Here is an 18294-nt window from a genome sequence, read left to right as displayed (position 1 = left end):
GACCTTGGCGAAAGCGCGGGACAGTTTGTCGAAGCTATTCAACGCTTGGGTAGTCAGGCTGCTCAGAGCGGCACGTTGCTCGGGCTGGATCCGCCCTTGCGCCAGGTGCAATGCTCCGGTCGCGCTCAACTGTCCAAGCAATTCGCTGGTCTGCGGCAATTCGACCAAGGCGCCGGTGATCAGGTAGTAGGTTTCGAAGATCGGATCCAGCGACAACTCGAAGTGATCGAGCAGCGAGTCCTCGATTTGAAGACAGGCCGCGATCAACTGGACATGCAGCATCAGGCTTTGAGGGCCGTCGACTGCGGCCTGCGAGATCTTGTTGGCCAGTTCGCGCCATTGCTGGTTCACCTGCCGCAGGGAATCCAGAATACTGGAAGGGACCAGAGACTCGCGCAGCGCACGTTCGGTTTGCTCGAACTCGCGCTCCACCTCGGCCTGCTTTCGCTGCCTCGTTTCGAGTAGCGCTCGGTTGCCGCCCAGCACAGCGGAGGAGAGGCCGCTATGCTGCTGCGTCAGTTGAATAAGCTGGAGCAACTCCTGCACGGGTTGCATGCCGCGAGACTCTTGCACGGCCTGGCGACTTTGACTCAAGGCGCCGAGCACATACAGAGAGGTCGGCGCGGCAATAAGCGCCAGGCACAGCACAGCCAGCAGTGAAAACTTGCCGGGCAAAGATAGACGTTCAAGCGCTTTCATAGGCAGACTCTCGACGCGTTGTCAGGGAACTTGCGGTTTTTGGGCCCGTGGCTTCGCTCAGAGTGAAAAACCTCATCAGTTGCTGCAGCTGTTCGACCTGGCTGCTCATTTCCTCGGCAGTGGCGGCCAGTTCCTCGGAGGCCGAGGCGTTCTGCTGGGTGATCTGGTTAAGCTGGTTCATCGCGGTGTTGATCTGACCGACGCCGGAGGACTGTTCGGCGGATGCGGCGGCGATCTCCTGGACCAGGTCGCTGGTCTTGGCGATGCCGGGAACGATCTCGTCGAGCAGGCTGCCGGCACGCTCGGCCAGGGCCACCGAGCCCTTGGCCACCTCGCCGATTTCCTGGGCGGCGACCTGACTGCGCTCAGCCAGCTTGCGCACCTCGGCGGCGACCACGGCGAAGCCCTTGCCATGCTCGCCGGCGCGGGCGGCCTCGATGGCGGCGTTGAGCGCGAGCAGGTTGGTCTGGTAGGCGATGTCGTCGATGATGCCGATCTTATCCGCGATGCTCTTCATCGCGGTGACCGTGTCCTTGACCGCCGCGCCGCCTTCAACGGCCTGCTTGGCGGCGTTGCCAGCCATGCCGTCGGTGACTCGGGCGTTCTCGGTGTTCTGTTCGATGGAGGCAGACATCTGCTCGACCGAGGCCGAGGTTTCCTCGACGCTGGCGGCCTGTTCGCTGGAGGCCTGGCTCATCGATTGGGCGGTGGACGAAACCTCCTCCGAGGCGCTGGTCAGGGCATTGGCCGCGCCGCGCACTTCGCCGATGATGCGATTGAGCTGCCCGGCCGTGTCCTGCATGGACTGCAACAGCTCTCCTAGCTCATCGTTGGCCCGGTACTCCACCTGGAAACCCAGATTGCCAGCGGCCAGATGCCGAGCGCTGTTCATAGCGGCCCGCAGGCCCTTGCCCAGACTGCGAATGACCCCGATAGCGAGGGCTATGACGCCGAGCAGACCGGCCAGCCCCAACACCACGGAGAAGTTGCGCATGTCAACGAAGCGAGCCTCGGCAACGGCGATCGCCTGGGCTGCCTGCTGTTGCGCACGGGTTTCGATTTGCGCGACGAGGGCCTGAAACGCATCGCTGGTCGAGCGGTCGATGCCCTGGACTTGACGGTCGACGAGTTGCCCCGGATTCATCGCCTGCGCATCGAAGCTGTCCAGGGCTGTGCGATAACGCCGCCCCAACTCAGTATGGTGCTCGATCAGGTTCGCGACCTCGCTGCTATCGTGACCTTGCGTTTGCATCTGTTCCCGCACCTTGCCCAGCAGCGCTTGCACCCTGCCTTCTTCGTCGCCGAAGTGTGTCCGGTATTTTTTGAAACTTTGCGGGTCCTGGCCGCGCAGGAGGATGTTCTTCCACTCCTGCACCTGAGTCTTGAAATGGCTATGGGCCGTTTCGATGTCGATCAGCATGCGGGCCTGCTTGTCGAACTCGTCGAGGCTGCCGACCAGAGTGTTCTTGAGTCCCTGCATCTGGTACAGGGCGGTGGCACCGACAAGCAGCAACAGCAGACTGCTGACGCTGGCCAGCAGGAGAAGGCGTTGGCGAATGCTCATGTCGGGATGTTTTCCTGTGCTACCGATTGGACTGCCGAGCGCAGCACGACGAATTCATTCGCCGAAACCCCTCGCTCGATGTCGAGCAAGGTGACCGTATGGTTGTTGACCGTGACCGAGCCTAGGGTGAAGTCATTGCGGATCTTGCTGTCGGAGGACGCTGGCGGTCCGATTTCCACGAGGGGGATTTCCAGTACTTTGCCGACCGCGTCGACCACCACGCCGATCATTTGCATACGATTGCCACTGGTCACTTCGAGGATGACGATACTGGTGCCCGAGCCAACCTTGATGGGCTGTCCACCAAGGTGTGCGCCCAGGTCGATCACCGGCACCAGCGCATTGCGCAACCTGATCGCCCGGCGGAGCTTCGTCGGCATGCTCGGCATGCTCGGCTTGCTGATGAGTTGAGAGGCCTCGACGATGGCGTAGACGCTCAACGTGCTCATCGCGAAACGCTCGTCGCCGAGAGTGAAGGAAAGGTAGTGCCTGTTTGGTGTTGTGTTGTCAGATGCCGAAAGCGGGCCGATGGGAATATGGTTAAGGGTCTGCCTTTTTTCATGTAGGCGAGAGGTAAGCTCGGCCATTATCCGCATCTTGGCGGCGAGTTCGGTGAGGGCCTTGTCACGAGTGACGTGACGTGTCGCTTCGATGACAGAGCTGAGCTCCAGCAAATGGGTCTGGGAAACAGTTTCTTCGCGTGTATCGACCGGCTTGTCGAAGCGCTCTGTCGCGATCGCCGAGTCCCGGCTTCCATCGCAATCCTGTAAGCACAGAAGCGCTTGCCCCGTTGCACTGGAAGCCGCTTGGCCAGATGTCTGCTCGGCTATCAAGGTGGTAGCCGTGGAACTGCGCAGAACCGCAGAGATGACGCTGAGCTGCTCGATCGCATTTCGCTTGAGCCGCTCCAGCTCGTCGGGTTCAACCTCGGCAAGCGGCTCGATGGGAGCGCTCGGCTTAGCGTTGATGCGCGGGTTGCCCCGGTAGTGAATGCCCAAGGCGACAAGCATCACGATGCCGGGGGCTACGGCCAGCAACAACCAGAACGATAGATCACTCATATCGATTGAAGTAGCCGCGCCAGCTGCTACGCCAAAAGACAGCAGCAATACCAGGAGCAGGACGATATTCATGCCGGGCGACTCCCCTGCTCCGTGGCTGGAGGGGTCAAGTCTGCGACTTCATCCACCGCATGAGCTGAGCCTGTATTGCCAGGGATACGGGCCCGGGCGCGCGCAAGACTATTGCAGGTTTGCATCTCGATCAGCTGGCCCATCGCATCACTCCTGAAAGCGCACGAAGCCGGCCGGCACGGCCATGTCCGGACGGCCACCGGTCTTGCCGCGAGCGACCGACGGCTGGCCGGCGCTCGTCGTGGCGCGTTGCCCGGATGGGGCGCTGGCGTGTTCGGTTGCGTTATGGCCGGCGAGAGTGAAAAACCTCATCAGTTGCTGCAGCTGTTCGGCCTGGCCGCTCATTTCTTCGGCGGTGACGGCCAGCTCTTCGGATGAGATGGCGTTCTGTTGGGTGATCCGGTTGAACTGGTTCATCGCCGTGTTGATCTGGCCGACGTCGGCGGACTGCTCGGCAGAGGCTGCGGCGATCTCCTGGACCAGGTCGCTGGTCTTGGCGATGCCGGGGACGATCTCGTCGAGCAGGCCACCGGCGCGTTCGGCCAGCGCCACCGACCCCTTGGCCACCTCGCCGATTTCCTGGGCCGCGACCTGGCTGCGCTCGGCCAGCTTGCGCACCTCGGCGGCGACCACGGCGAAACCCTTACCGTGCTCGCCGGCACGGGCGGCTTCGATGGAGGCGTTAAGGGCGAGCAGGTTGGTCTGATAGGCGATGTCGTCGATGATGCCGATCTTCTCCGCGATGCTCTTCATCGCGGTGACCGTGTCCTTGACCGCTTCGCCGCCTTCGACGGCCTGCTTGGCGGCACTGCCGGCGATACCGTCGGTGATCCGCGCGTTCCCGGTGTTTTGGGTAATGGATACGGACATCTGCTCCACCGAGGCGGAAGTCTCCTCGACGCTGGTGGCCTGTTCGCTGGCGGCGTGGCTCATGGAATGAGCCGTGGAACTGACCTTTGCGGATGCCAACGACAGGCTGTTGGCCGCACCGCGTACCTCGCCGATGATCTGCGCCAGTTTCTCGGCCATGGCCTTCATCGCCAACACGAACTGGCCGACCTCGTCGTTCGAGGTCGCTTCCAGCCTGACGGTGAAGTCGCCCTTGGCCAAGCGTTGCGCCGCCTGCGATGCATTGCGGATGTTGCCGGTCAAGGCGCGAGTCAGCACCAGGGCCATCAGCGCGGCGATGCCGATGGCGAGCAGCGTGGCGACCAGCATAGCGCGGCGGATGATGGCGACTTCGTTGCGCTGCGCAGTCAATGCCTGCTCCATCGACTGTTCTTCACGCTCGATGCCAGTGGTGATGGCATCGACATACTGCTGTCGCAGGGGCATGGTCTCGGACATCAGCTTCGCGCGGGCGGCAGCCGGCTCTCCGGTCGACAGCAGCTCGAGCGCCGCCGTGCTGCTGTCGATGTATTGCTTGCGTGCCGCCAGTACCTTGGTCAGCGAGAGTTTGCCCTCGGGGGTGGTCAGCATACGCTCGGCAAGTTCGGTGTAGTACTTACTCTTTGTCACCGCCTTAGCGGTTATGCGCTTGATCTCCGCGCGGATCTGCGTGGGGTCGTCAAGGTACATAGTCGCCAGTACGTCTTGCGCGTTATCGTTGATCAGGTTGATCACGCTTTGCGAGAGTTTGACCTTGGGCCACAGCTCATGCGTCAAGGAGTCGGCGTGCTGGTCGACCTTGACCAGCCCCATCCAACTGATGACCGCACATAGAGCGATTAGCAACACCAGCAAAGCGTAGCTGCCGCCGAGCTTGGTGCCCAACGTCAGATCCTGAAAGTACTTCATTGTGGATGATCACCTTGAGTAGAGGAAAACTGCTGCTCACACGTCGACCAAGTGGTCTCCCGACACGTCGCTCAAGGCCGCGAGTTCATCCACCGACAGCACCCGGCCGATATCCAGAAGGATGACGAAGCGGCCACCGACCTTGCCCATGCCCTGGATGAAATCGGTGCGGATATGCGCGCCGAAGGCCGGCGGCGGTTCGATATCCGCCGGGGCGATTTCCAGCACCTCGTTCACCGCGTCGACTAGCACACCGATCACCTGTTGCTCGTCGGCATGGTCCACCTCGAGGATGACGATGCACGTGCGCCGGCCGACCTCGGTGTGCCGGCCGCCGAAGCGCGCACCAAGGTCGATTACCGGCACCACCGCGCCACGTAGGTTGATCACCCCGCGGATGCTTGGCGGCATCATTGGCACGCCGGTGAGCTGGCCGTACTCGATGATCTCCTTGACGCTGAGTGTGCCCACGGCAAACGGTTCGCCGGCGAGGCTGAAGGTCAGGTATTGCCGAGTTTCCGGCGCGCTGCCGGGGTTTTCCATCTTGATCAACTGGCCCATGGCATCACTCCTGAAAGCGCACGAAGCCGGCCGGGACGGCCGAGCCGCGAGTATCAGCCACCCGACTGAGGGCGGGCAGGGTCGCAACTGCCTTGGATCTGGCAGAAGCAGCGGGAGGGGTACCACGATCACTTTCACCGTGGCTCGTGAGGCTGAAGAAACTCATCAGCTGTTGCAGCTGCTCGGCCTGGCCGCTCATTTCCTCGGCGGTGGCGGCCAGCTCCTCGGAGGCCGAGGCGTTCTGCTGGGTGATCTGATTAAGATGGTTCATCGCGGTGTTGATCTGACCGACGCCGGAGGACTGCTCGGCGGATGCGGCGGCGATCTCCTGGACCAGGTCGCTGGTCTTGGCGATGCCGGGGACGATCTCGTCGAGCAGGCTGCCGGCACGCTCGGCCAGGGCCACCGAGCCCTTGGCCACCTCGCCGATTTCCTGGGCGGCGATCTGGCTGCGCTCAGCCAGCTTGCGCACCTCGGCGGCGACCACGGCGAAGCCCTTGCCGTGCTCGCCAGCGCGGGCGGCCTCGATGGCGGCGTTGAGGGCGAGCAAGTTGGTCTGGTAAGCGATGTCGTCGATGATGCCGATCTTCTCCGCGATGCTCTTCATCGCTCTGACCGTGTCCTTGACCGCTTCGCCGCCTTCGACGGCTTGTTTGGCGGCGTTGCCGGCCATGCTGTCGGTGACCCGGGCGTTTTCAGTGTTCTGTTCGATAGAGGCGGACATCTGCTCGACCGAGGCAGAGGTTTCCTCGACGCTGGCGGCCTGTTCGCTGGAGGCGTGGCTCATCGATTGAGCAGTGGCGGAGACTTCCTCGGAGGCGCTGGTCAGGGCATTGGCTGAGCCGCGTACCTCGCCGATGATCTGCGAGAGTTTCTCGACCATGCTCTTCATGGCGGCGAGCATGCTGCCGGTATCGTTGTGATGCAATGGAATCGTCACGCTGAGGTCGCCTTCGGCAATACGCCGCGAAATGTCGGCGGCGAATTGCGGTTCACCGCCCAACTGGCGAATGAGGCTGCGGGTAATCCAGATTGCCAGGCCAACGCCGATGACCAACGCCACGCCGAGCAGGGTGAAGGAAAGAAAACGAGTCTGGTCGTATTCGGCTTGTTCCTGTTTATCGTTATCGGCGAAAGACGCTTCCTGCAGCTCGATCATGTCGTTGAGAAGCTTCGCGTATTCTGTTTGTGCCCGCTCCAGGTCACCATAAAGTAGCTCAGTAGCCTGATCGTTCATGTTGGCCGATGCCAGCTCGACCAGGCGGTCCACGATCCGGGCATAGCTCGCACCGGTGCTTTGTATATTCTTGAACAGGTCTTGCTCTTGCCGGTTGTCCAGCAGCTTCTCCAGAGCGTCCATCCGTGCAGACTGCTCCTGGCGGATCGTCTGGTATCGGTCGCGAAGCTGTTTCAGTTGCTGTTCGTCGGTCTTGAGAATCAGGTCGCGGAGCGTGGCGCTGGTATCGTTCAGGCCGCTGCTGATGTCGTTGCTGACCTGGACCTTCGGATAGGCATTGTCAGTGATGTCGTCCACGATCATGTGCACGTTAAAAAGACCGCTCATGCTGGTGATGGCCAGCGTCAGCATCATCAGGAGCACGACTGCGTATCCCAAACCGAGTTTAGTGCCGACCCTCATACTGGAAAAAATGCTCATCATAGGGTTCTCTTTTGTTGGATAGTTGAGGGGGATTTGCGCATAAAGTGGAGATTTACGATCGCCAACTGTCGGCGATGGTCCGCTGTCTCTTGCCGACGACCTGTTTGACCAGCCCTGAGACGTCCAGAATCAGTGCCACCTCACCACTGCCGAGGATGGTGAAACCGCCAACCCCGCCGATCTGGCCGAAGACCTTGCCGAGCGGTTTGATCACGGTCTGGAATTCGCCCATCAGGTGATCCACCACCAGGCCGGCACGCTGCCCGGCGAACTGCACCACCACCACGTTTTCCCGGCGCGGTGCAGTGCCCACGTAGTTGAACAACTCGCGCAGGCGGATAAACGGCAGCACCTCGCCGCGCAGGTTGAGGTAGTCGAGCCCGTCGTTGGCGGGCAGCTCGATGCATTCCACCACCATGTCCTGAGGGATCACGTAGCTGACGCTGCCGACGCCAACCATGAAGCCGTCGATGATCGCCAGGGTCAACGGCAGGCGGATACGCAGAGTGGTGCCCTGCCCCTCCACGCTGTTCAGTTCGACGCTGCCGCGCAGGGCGGTGATGTTGCGCTTGACCACATCCATGCCGACACCGCGGCCGGAGAGATTGCTGACCTGCTCGGCGGTGGAGAAACCGGGTTCGAAGATCAGCTTGAAAATATCCTGGTCGCTGAGGCTCTGCCCTTCGCTGACCAGGCCTCTCTCGACGGCCTTACGCAGGATCCTAGCCTTGTTCAAGCCAGCGCCGTCGTCAGCGACCTCGATGACAATGCTGCCTGCGTCGTGGAAAGCATTCAGGCGCAGCTGCCCTTGGGCTGGTTTGCCCTGACTCCGGCGCACTTCGGCGAATTCGATGCCGTGGTCCATGGCGTTGCGCACCAGGTGTGTGAGCGGATCGCCGATCCGTTCCACTACGGTCTTGTCCAGCTCGGTCTCGCCACCGCTGATTTCCAGTCGGATATCCTTGCCCAACTCCTTGGAAACATCGCGCACCACCCGCTGGAAACGGTTGAAGGTCGAACCGATCTGCACCATGCGCAGGGTCAGTGCCGAGTCGCGAACCTCTTCCACCAAGCGCGCCAGGACCGCCGTGGCTTCAATCAACTCACTGGCACCGGCGTTCTGGGCGGCGAGATTGGCGCCGGCGCCAGCGATGATCAGCTCGCCGATCAGGTTGATCAGTTGGTCGAGCTTGCCGGCATCGACGCGGATCAGGCTGTTCTCCGCATTGCGGTTCTCTTTGATCTGCGGTTGCTTTTTTACCGCATCTTCGATCTCCGGGGCGTGAACGATTGGCTGTTCCACCACCTGGCCGATTAGCTGCTGTTGCTGCTGTTGCTGCTGGGGGGACTGGTCGCGCAGTACATCGTTCTGTTCCGAGGTGGTGAGGGTGCCACAGCGTATGAGGAGGATTTCCCCCATACGTAGACTCTCTTGTGGCAGCTCCCGAATCAATTGCCGGTATTCGTCGGTCTTGCTGTGCGGCGGAAGAATGTGCACCTGGCTGTCTTCGCGGATGAACTCGAAGGCACCCTCAATGGTGGCCTTGTCGGCATCGCTATGAAAGCCGATCTCGAAGCCCAGGTAGCAGCTTTCCGGGTCCATCTCCGCCCCTTGTGGCAGGTTGTCGCTGAGGGTAACGATGTTGCAGATTTGCCCCAGGGTGGACAGGTAACGAATGAACGCCAGCGGGTCCATGCCGTTGCGCAGCAGGTCACGACCGAAGCGCAGGGAAATATGCCAGTGATCGGCTTCCTCCGTGCCACCGCCGCTGCGCTGGATGCCCAAGCCTTGTTCGACGGGCAGCAAGGTTCGCTCCGCAAGGGAGTCGTCCGGCGCCGATTCAGGAACGTCATCCAACAGTCCACGCAGCCAGTTGAGCAGATTGGCACCATTACGCTGCACGGTTTTCTCTGCCACCTTGTTGTCAGCGGCCAGTTTCACCAACACGCCGATGTGGTCGCAGACCTTCAGGAACAGCGCCGTCAACTCTTCGCTGAAGTGCAACTGCTTGTCGCGAACGCGATCCAGCACACTTTCCGCCACATGAGTGAAGGCGACGATATCGTCCAGACCGAAGAGGCCGGCAGAACCCTTGATGGTGTGGGCAGCGCGAAAAATCGCGTTGATCGTGTCGGGGTCGTCCGGGGCCAACTCAATCTGCAGCAGAGCATCCTCCATCTGCTGCAGCAATTCGAGACTCTCGACGATGAAGGTCTGTTGGGCGTCATCCAGGTTCATGGCCACTGCCTTTTCAAAATTGCTTGGATTGCAGCAGGATGGAGTCGCCGAAGAAGGCGGCCATGCCGCACAGCTCGAACACTTCCAGTACCGCTGGGCTGTGGTTGCTAAGCCGCAATTGCTGGCTACGGGTGGTCGCTGCTTTCTTGACCATGATCAGCAGTTGCAACCCTGCCATATCCAGCTCCTGCACCGCCCCCAGATCCAGTTCGAGATTGCCGCCCTGGCCGATCAGATCGTCCAGCCGCTTCTTCCATTCGGTTGCGGTGTAGATGCTCAGCTCGCCTTCAATGGCGATGCGCTGATGAGCGTCGGTATTCATTGGCTTCTCTCTAGTCGATATCTATGGCTGTCGCATCTGGCACAGCTCTGGGACAGGTTGCTCTTAGGGCCTCCCTAGAGGTGTTTACGGCAGAACGAGTTTGGAAACCGCGGTGAGCATCTGCGCCGGCTGGAAGGGTTTGACTACCCAGGCCTTGGCCCCGGCCGCCTGGCCTTCCTGCTTCTTGGCGTCGCTCACTTCGGTAGTGAGCATGATCACCGGGGTGAACTTGTAGGCCGGCAACTGCTTGGCCGCGCGGACGAAGGAAAGTCCGTCCATGTTCGGCATGTTGACGTCGCTGATGATCAAGTGCAGCTTGCGGCCGTCGAGCTTGCTCAGGGCGTCCTTGCCGTCGCAGGCTTCGACGGTCTCGTAGCCGGCGCTTTTCAGGGCGATGCTGACGACCTGGCGCAGGGAGGCTGAGTCGTCGACGATCATGATGGTCTTGGCCATTGGGGGCTCCTAGAAGAAGGTGATTTCGGATTCATTGCTGAGTGCGCCCTGGGCGCCGCCCCGGTGCACGTCATGCAGCTCGGGCATGGTGTAGGTGCGGGCCAGTTGCTCGAGCCAGACCTCGGCGTCGAGCGGTGTCGGGATATGGCCGGCGGCGCTGTCCCGTTGCCCTTGAGCAAGGCTCTGGTGCAGCTTTTCCAGGTCGTCGCGGACCAGGCTCAGCACCTGGCTGACGCGGTCCTGAAACTGCAGACCAACCAGCACCTGGGCGATTTCCTGGCCGACGGACTGGCTCTCCTTGCGCAACTCGCGGGAGGAGTCGAGGAGAGTGGTGGTGGCGCCGCGAAAGCGTTGGATCACCTGTTCGATCACCTGGCCGGAATTGCTCACCATGGCTTCGTCCTGCTTGGCATACCGGCGGGAGATCGCCAAGGTGCTGGCGATAGCCGCATTCACCGTGTCCACGGTCTCACCGATGCGCTTGCCGGTTTCCCCAGAGAGGCTGGAGAGCTTGCGGATTTCATCCGCCACCACGGCGAAGCCGCGACCTACCTCGCCAGCGCGGGCGGCCTCGATGGCGGCATTGAGGGCGACCAGGTTGGTTTGCTTGGCGATATTGCCGACATCCTGGGCCATCGTCTGCAGTTGTTCGGTGAGGCTGGAGAGTGCCATCACCTCATGCAGCAGCATCTCCTTGGTAGCCAGGGCGGCACGTAGCGAGGTGACAATGGCATCCAGTTCGTGCTGGCTGGTGCCTAACATCGCGACCAGTCCGCCATCCGCAGCGGTGCCGTCCTGTGTGGCCGCTACGGCGAAATGGACACGCTGGGATATATCGGCGAAGCGCGCGGCCAGCGCGGTAATAGCTTCTTCGGTTTGGCTGCGGGCGACTTCGATCTGCCCCGCCCAGACCGGCAGCACACCGCGGCACACCGGTTCCAGACCGCAGCGGCAGGTGGGCTGGTTGTCCCGTTCCCTGACCGCTTGCTGTTCTTTGCCGGCTGATTGCTGAGCGTGGCGCAGGGTACGGTTGTGCGAGTGGTAGTAAAGGGCTGCAGCCGTGCCCAGTGCCATGAGCAAAGCAGCAAGCCCGGCAGCTTGGATGTCCAGCCCTCCCGCCACCAGTACGCAGGCGGCGCCTAGAACTGCCAGGGCCAGGAAAGCCACTGACGCTCCTGATGATGAGGGGCTAGGGGAGTCGATTGTTACGCTCAATGTGGATGCTCCATCCGGTGACCGGAGTTGTTGGCAGATGCCGGTGCCGGTAGTCCTGCGTCGAAAAAACTGGCTGCAAAATGCCAGCAGTTCATGATGCAGGCCATGCGTAGCGGTCGGCCATCGGGATATACTGGTTTTTAGGTAGGCATGCTGGTGGTATAGATAGGTATCGCCCTACCTCGTATCCCGCGAAGTTTTGCGTCCATAGGTGCCCAGCCCGCAGACAGATATGCGCCTGGCTCCGTCCGGCTACTGTATGGCTGTAGGGGAAAGCATCAGGAGGGTGAGGCAGTGTGCTTGGCCGCACCCCAATTGCCGACGACAAATAGATATGTCACGCCGGGCATAAATCACGCTTTGTCCGGCGACTACAGGCCATAGATCACGGTTTTCGAACCGCTGGGCCATGGCATCACTCCTGAAAACGCACGAAGCCGGCCGGCACGGCCGAGTCCCGGGGGATGCGGGCTGCCTTGACGAGGGTGAGCTCGGACTGGTTCACGGTCGGCTTGGCCCGGGTGGTGGTTGTGTTGCGTTCGCTTTCGCCATTGCTGGCGAGGGTGAAGAAGTCCATCAGTCGCTGCAGTTGCTCGGCCTGGCCGCTCATTTCCTCGGCGGTGGCGGCCAGCTCCTCGGAGGCCGAGGCGTTCTGCTGGGTGATCTGGTTAAGCTGGTTCATTGCCATGTTGATCTGGCCGACGCCGGAGGACTGCTCTTCGGAGGCGGCGGCAATCTCCTGCACCAGGTCGCTGGTCTTGGCGATGCCGGGGACGATCTCGTCGAGCAGGCCGCCGGCGCGTTCGGCCAAGTCCACCGAGCTCTTGGCCACCTCGCCGATTTCCTGGGCGGCGATCTGACTGCGCTCGGCCAGCTTGCGCACCTCAGTGGCGACCACGGCGAAGCCCTTGCCGTGCTCACCGGCGCGGGCGGCCTCGATGGCGGCGTTGAGGGCGAGCAAGTTGGTCTGGTAAGCGATGTCGTCGATGATGCCGATCTTCTCGGCGATGCTCTTCATCGCACTGACCGTGTCCTTGACCGCCGCGCCGCCTTCGACGGCCTGCCTGGCGGCGTTGCCGGCCATGCCGTCGGTGACCCGGGCGTTCTCGGTGTTCTGTTCGATGGAGGCAGACATCTGCTCGACCGAGGCCGAGGTTTCCTCGACGCTGGCGGCCTGTTCGCTGGAGACCTGGCTCATTGATTGGGCGGTAACGGAGACTTCCTCGGAGGCGCTGGTCAGGGCATTGGCTGAACTGCGTACCTCGCCGATGATTTGTGCCAGCTTCTCCACCATACCCTTCATGGTGGCGAGCAGGCTGTCTTTGTCACCCTTGCGCAATGGAATCGCTACGCTGAGGTCGCCTTCGGCGATACGCCGCGAGATGTCGGCGGCGAATTGCGGCTCGCCACCTAATTGGCGCATCAGGTTGCGTGCCAGCAGCAAGCCCATCGTTAGCACCACCACTAATGTCAGCAAGGCAATCAAGGACGATCCCAGCAGGGCGCTTTCACGTATTTGCACCGAGTCGACCACCAATTTGTGGGACTGCTCGATATTGAATTGCTTGTGTGAATCGAGCGCCGCCTCCACCGCTTGGGCGCCGGGCGTCACCTCTGTCAGCATGCTCTCGACAGCCTGTGAGACCAGACCTGCGCGGACGAGGGCCAGTGCTTTGTCCAGTGCAGGGAATAGATGCTCGGTGAGCGCCTGTTTGTCTGCAGCCAACAACGTGTGGTCTTCGCTATTGCTAATCAGGGCTTCGTAGCGTTGTAGGCTGTCGAGCAGATCGTCACGACCGGTCTGGATTGACGCTTCGAGCTTGCTTACCCGTGCCGGGTCGGTATTCAGCAAATAACGGTCGAGACGTACCCGGGTATCGGTCAGGGCATGCGCTGCCTCATCGAGCATGATCATGCTGGGCATAATCTTGACGTTGACATGATTGACGCTCTCATAGATGCGGTTCATCTGGTGAAGAGCGCTCCCCGCCAGGCACAGCAAACCGAGGGCAGCGGTGAAAATCAGCAGGTATAGGCGACGCGCGACTGTCATGTGTGATCCTGGGATAGTGAATGGTTGGTGCAGGATAGGTAAGGGGTTCATGCCCCCTCCTGCCGGGGTAACGGAGTTGGTTGTTGCCTCGATGCGGATTAATCGGCGCCGATACATGTCTACGCTGGCGGTTTTCCGTCGAAAGCTGGCGACAAAGTGCATCATGCAGACCATGCGAAGTGCTCGTCCATCGGCTTATGCTGGTTTTTACAAGGAATCCCCCTACCCATCGGTAGGGGACACTCCCTTTGGTGGCCCCCCTGGGTTGGCCGTACGCAGTTTTACTACGTAGGGGGCTCAGGTTGCGCCCGGCATGCCGGGGCTGCGCGCAATGAGGAAGGGATGCAACGTGGTCGTGCGTGGTTGCTAGCGTTTGGGTGGTGCGTGGTGCCTGGCATAGATCACGGCTTGCTCGACAGACGCGGACCATAGGTCACGGTTTTTCGAACAGGTGGCGATAGCGTCGACCCAGGTGCTCGCGGCTTATTTGCAGGTGCCGGGCCACGGCGCTCAGGCTGATGCGCTGCCCGGATTTGCGCAATGCCGCAATGCTGGCACGGATGCGCGCCTCGGTGGCTTCGACCCGGACTCTGTGGGTGTGGTAGGCGCCTTCGCGCATGCTGTCGATGAAGGGGGTGGGTTCCTGGCGGGCGGCAGCCAGTGTCCGCGGCGACAGCCAGAGGCTTTCCTGGCGGCGGCCACGTTGCGGGGAAATATAGGCGGGTACGTTGTAATCGACGCGCTGCCAGCCGACCTCTTCCAGAGGTTGGTAGGTGTCGCACTGGTAACCGGACAGCACCACCATGCCTTTGACCTCAAGAATGGTCTCAACCAGGCGCTGGTGTTCGCCAAGCGCCAGTTCATGCCGGTAACCGCCGCCGACCCGGGTAGAGGCGACATAGGGTGGGTCAAGATAGAACAGGGTCCGGCTGGCATCGTAACGGGCTATCACATGGGACCAGTCGTCGGCTTCGATCTGTACGCTACGCAGTCGCTGATGAATGGCCGGCAGGCGCTCGACACCGGACAGCCAGCGACGCACCGCCGACGACATGCCGCTTTGGGCATCCTCGATGCAGTAGCTCCAGCGTCGGCCCATACCGCTGTGGGATTGGCGTTGGCGGACGATGAAGCGCCGCGCTGCTTCCACCGGATCAGTGGTTGCTTGCTGGGCCAGCTCGAACTCCGCGCGGGAGTAGAGCGTGGCTTCGCAGGCCGTTTTCAGGCGTTGGTAGGTGGCCGGCTCGCGCAGGATAGAAAAGAGATTGAGCAGTTCGCGATCGATATCGTTGTAGACCTCAACTTTCGCTGCGGGCTTTCCTAGCAGTACCGCGGCGCTGCCGCCGAAAGGCTCGACATAGGTGTGGTGGGGAGGGAAATGGCGGATGATCCGGGTGGCCAGCTTGGCCTTGCCGCCGAACCAGGTGATGGGGGGGGAAATGCTCATGCTATGGGGCTATCGCAATGGAGTGGGAAGCTGTGTGCGCCGTCTCGCGCCTGCCGATTCGTGGAAATGATCGCGAATGTTTTGTGTGGGGGCCGAGGTCCTGTCACTCGATAAGCCGTTGGCTCAAGGCATAGCGGACGATCTCGGCATTACTGGAAAAGCCCATCTTCTCCATCAGCCGTGCCTTGTGGGTGCTGACAGTCTTGTGGCTGATGGTCAGCGTCTCGGCGATCCGGGTCACGCTGTCGCCACGGGCGAACAGGCGCAGAATTTGGAACTCGCGTTCGGTAAGGGAGTGCTGATGGGGCTGCCGTTGCAGTCCGCTGGCTTCTAGGGCTATGCGTTCGGCTATTTGCGGGTCGATGAATCGCGCACCGGAGGCTACGCGGCGGATCGCGTTAAGCAGGGTCTCGAGTGAGCACATCTTGCACAGGTAGCCAGCGGCTCCGGCCTTGAGTGTGTGCTGAGCGATCTGCGGCTCGTTATGCATGCTCAGCACCAGTATTTTCTGGTTGGGATGCTGGGCGTGGATGCGTGCCACCAGATCTTCGCCGCTGAGTCCGGGCATGTTCATATCGAGCAGCAGCAGGTCGATATCGCCCTGGCGCAACCGCTCCAGTGCTATGACGCCGTTCTCGGCTTCGGCGACTACCCGTAGGTCGTCGGACAGGGTGAACAGCTGTTTCAACCCCTCGCGCATGATGGCGTGGTCATCGGCGATCAGCAGGCGGATTTTTTTGGGCATAGATTATGGATGCATTGGCTAAGCGAACCGGGTGGGCGATAAGGGGGGAGTTCCGGTAGCCAAAGCTGACCTGAAGCTGGAGTGAGAGTGGCATGTTGCTAGTAGGCTGGCTATCGGGGAGTGCTGGTTTTTTGGTAGGCTATTGCTGCTATTTGGTAGGCTAATGACTACTTACGTGCCTGTAACGGGATAGGTAGAAAGACGCAGGGCTCACCGCGGGTCAGCGACGAAGCGTGCACCAGCAGACCACTTGCGCATTGCGTCTATGCCGACTGTGCCTGGTCAGGGCATCCACCAGACTTGTGCAAGGTCGAGTGGTGTTGTCATACCCGGCGCTGAACGTCTGTAACAGACTGTGCAGGCGTGCTTGCCATCTGCTCCGGGCTCCTGAGGGGTTACAGAATATTGGCCAGCACGGTCTGATTACGGCCCTGGGCCTTGGCGCTGTAGAGGGCCTGATCGGCTTGCTTGAGCAGGTCTTCTGCCGTCCGCTCCTCCGTGAGGGCCATGACGGCTACGCCAATGCTCGCTGTAACGAAGCCGAACGGCGACATCGCATGCGGCAGCGCCATTTTTTCCAACGCATGGCAAAGCGTCTGGGCATGCTGTAGGGCCTTGTCGGCGTTGGATGTTGGAGTGATGAGTACAAACTCCTCCCCGCCGTAGCGCGCCACCAGATCGCCCGCCCGCAGGGCATGGGCTTTCAGCGTTCTGGCGACGCTTCGCAGGCAATCGTCACCGGCCTGGTGCCCGTAGTGATCGTTATATTTCTTGAAGTAGTCCAGATCGATCAGCATCAGCGACAAAAGTGTTCCCGCGCGCAACGAGCGATGCCATTCGTTGACCAGCGCTTCATCGAAGTGGCGGCGGTTGGCAATGCCTGTCAAGCCATCGGTGGTGCTCAGCACCGTTAATTGGCGGTTGGCTTCTTCGAGCGCGGCAGTGCGCTCCTGCACTTTGAGTTCAAACTGCTCATGCGCGTCCTGGATCCGGTCCGCCATATTTGCAAAGTCGCGGGCCAGCTCACCAATTTCGTCCGTGGACTGGGTCGGCAGGGTGTCATGGCCCAGGCGCTCATTGGACAAACCGAGCAGCCGCGTCGCCTGGATCAGCCGGGACAGCGGAATGGCCACCTGCTTCTGCAGAATGGAGCGCAGGATGAAGATTTCCACCAGCAGGGTGAGCAGCCCGAGAGCGATCACGATGGTCAGGTTGCTCAAAATGGCCGGGCTCATCAGCGCTCGGGGGTAGTGGACTGCGAGCACCCAGGGCGTACCGGGAATGATACCCATCGCGACGATGTCGTCGCGTGTCTGCACCACCATCGCTTTGCCAGGCATCAGAGAGGGAACGGCTTTTAGCAGCGGGTAGTCTTGGGTAATCTTGAGCGACTGGATGGACGCCTTGCCTTCGCTGCTTTTGACCTGGTCCATGAAGTCGGGATGGTAGACCAGCGTGCCTTCGCCATCGGCTATGAACATGGTGCTGTGCGCTCCCTGCACGAAGGTCCTGGCGGTGCGTTTCATGAGTTCATCCAGCAGCAAATCGACACAGACCAGGATGTGGTGCTTGCCGGAGGCATCAGCCACGTCGGGTGTGGCGATGGTTGTCATCCAAGCGTTGTTGGAGAAATCCCAATACATACGGGTAAACAGCGTTTCGTTACTTGCCATAGCGAAGCCGCGCTCATAAAACTCATAGGTTTCGAGTTTGAGGGCATCCGGGCCCGAGTAGGTAAACACCTTGGCGATATCCGCTTCCTGATAGATGGGGAAGCCTTTTTCAGGCAGCACGCCATAGAAATTAAACAGCCGCCCCTTGGCGCTGGAGCCGTATTTGTGGGACAGGATGTAAGACAGGGCAAACCGTGCCTTGATGTCATCGTTTGGTGGAATATCGGGCGCGTAGGTGGCCGACACCCCGGCGAAACGGCGACCGTCGGCAAGTGGTTTTCCTTCGAACAGCATCGGACGCTGCGTATAGGAGCCATCCTCGTGGCGGTAGAAAATCTGGTCAAAGTCTTGCACCAGAGTGGCATTCATGCCCGGGCTGGCGAGGATATTCTTGAACTCACTCAGGAAATTCTGCTGCAGATCCTTGATCTCCCTAAACGGCAAGGACTCGCGCTGCAACGTTTGCTCGGTAGACAGAAGCAGCTGCGTGGTAATAGCCCTTTCGATCGAGGATAGATTGACATAATAGGAAATCGCACCACCACACAACGAAACCAGACCAATCCGTAATACAGCCAGACGGAGGGCTCGCGCGGTGAGCGAGCTCTTATTGGATGTGAACCCGGGGGCTTCTTGCACCATCTATCGAACTCCTCTCCACTCATCTTCCGAAGGCAGCGTATTGGCCCGCATTAAATCTCTGCGACAGATTTTAAATACCCACCGACACGTG

At 60.9% G+C, this 18294-nt stretch carries 13 protein-coding genes and 2 pseudogenes; all 15 read right to left on the bottom strand.

Annotation, left to right across the window (positions count from 1 at the left end):
• Positions 1–685: 685 nt before the first annotated feature.
• Positions 686–1843 carry a methyl-accepting chemotaxis protein gene (locus ACA044_RS26995; RefSeq protein ID WP_497447320.1) on the bottom strand — a complete coding sequence of 386 codons (1158 nt, stop codon included), beginning with the start codon at positions 1841–1843 and terminating at the stop codon, positions 686–688.
• A 416-nt stretch (positions 1844–2259) separates the two neighbouring features.
• The gene (locus ACA044_RS26990) at positions 2260–3396 is read right to left on the bottom strand and encodes a chemotaxis protein CheW (RefSeq protein ID WP_497444038.1); all 1137 of its coding nucleotides are present in this window, start codon (positions 3394–3396) and stop codon (positions 2260–2262) included.
• Positions 3397–3543: 147 nt separating this feature from the next.
• A complete protein-coding gene (locus tag ACA044_RS26985) occupies positions 3544–4668 on the bottom strand; it encodes a methyl-accepting chemotaxis protein (protein ID WP_497447319.1) in 1125 nt (374 codons plus the stop codon).
• A gap of 12 nt (positions 4669–4680) precedes the next feature.
• A pseudogene (locus ACA044_RS26980) lies at positions 4681–5193 on the bottom strand (MCP four helix bundle domain-containing protein); the annotation flags it as partial.
• Between the two features lie 36 nt (positions 5194–5229).
• Positions 5230–5754 (bottom strand): chemotaxis protein CheW, encoded by a 525-nt coding sequence (locus ACA044_RS26975; RefSeq protein WP_497444037.1) that lies wholly within the window; start codon positions 5752–5754, stop codon positions 5230–5232.
• A gap of 4 nt (positions 5755–5758) precedes the next feature.
• Positions 5759–7393: a methyl-accepting chemotaxis protein gene (locus tag ACA044_RS26970; protein ID WP_497447318.1), complete on the bottom strand. Its 1635-nt coding sequence runs from the start codon at positions 7391–7393 to the stop codon at positions 5759–5761.
• A gap of 73 nt (positions 7394–7466) precedes the next feature.
• The gene (locus ACA044_RS26965; protein WP_497444036.1) at positions 7467–9653 is read right to left on the bottom strand and encodes a chemotaxis protein CheA; all 2187 of its coding nucleotides are present in this window, start codon (positions 9651–9653) and stop codon (positions 7467–7469) included.
• A 13-nt stretch (positions 9654–9666) separates the two neighbouring features.
• Positions 9667–9975 carry an STAS domain-containing protein gene (locus tag ACA044_RS26960; RefSeq protein ID WP_497444035.1) on the bottom strand — a complete coding sequence of 103 codons (309 nt, stop codon included), beginning with the start codon at positions 9973–9975 and terminating at the stop codon, positions 9667–9669.
• Positions 9976–10059: 84 nt separating this feature from the next.
• Positions 10060–10428: a response regulator gene (locus ACA044_RS26955; protein WP_433861544.1), complete on the bottom strand. Its 369-nt coding sequence runs from the start codon at positions 10426–10428 to the stop codon at positions 10060–10062.
• A 9-nt stretch (positions 10429–10437) separates the two neighbouring features.
• Positions 10438–11118, bottom strand: coding sequence for a methyl-accepting chemotaxis protein (locus ACA044_RS26950; RefSeq protein ID WP_497447317.1), 681 nt, complete (start codon positions 11116–11118; stop codon positions 10438–10440).
• 940 nt (positions 11119–12058) lie between these two features.
• Positions 12059–13165 (bottom strand): methyl-accepting chemotaxis protein, encoded by a 1107-nt coding sequence (locus ACA044_RS26945; protein ID WP_497447316.1) that lies wholly within the window; start codon positions 13163–13165, stop codon positions 12059–12061.
• A gap of 21 nt (positions 13166–13186) precedes the next feature.
• A pseudogene (locus ACA044_RS26940) lies at positions 13187–13696 on the bottom strand (MCP four helix bundle domain-containing protein); the annotation flags it as partial.
• 433 nt (positions 13697–14129) lie between these two features.
• Positions 14130–15143, bottom strand: a complete 1014-nt coding sequence (locus tag ACA044_RS26935; RefSeq protein WP_497444034.1) for a DNA adenine methylase — start codon at positions 15141–15143, stop codon at positions 14130–14132.
• A gap of 103 nt (positions 15144–15246) precedes the next feature.
• On the bottom strand, positions 15247–15888 hold the full coding sequence (locus ACA044_RS26930) for a response regulator (protein WP_497444033.1): 642 nt from the start codon (positions 15886–15888) through the stop codon (positions 15247–15249).
• A 395-nt stretch (positions 15889–16283) separates the two neighbouring features.
• Complete coding sequence (locus tag ACA044_RS26925; RefSeq protein ID WP_497444032.1) at positions 16284–18203, bottom strand: sensor domain-containing diguanylate cyclase; 1920 nt, start codon at positions 18201–18203, stop codon at positions 16284–16286.
• Positions 18204–18294 lie beyond the last annotated feature (91 nt).

The sequence above is a fragment of the Pseudomonas sp. LBUM1673 genome, assembly GCF_059695645.1.
This window is presented reverse-complemented; position numbering and strand designations above follow the sequence as displayed.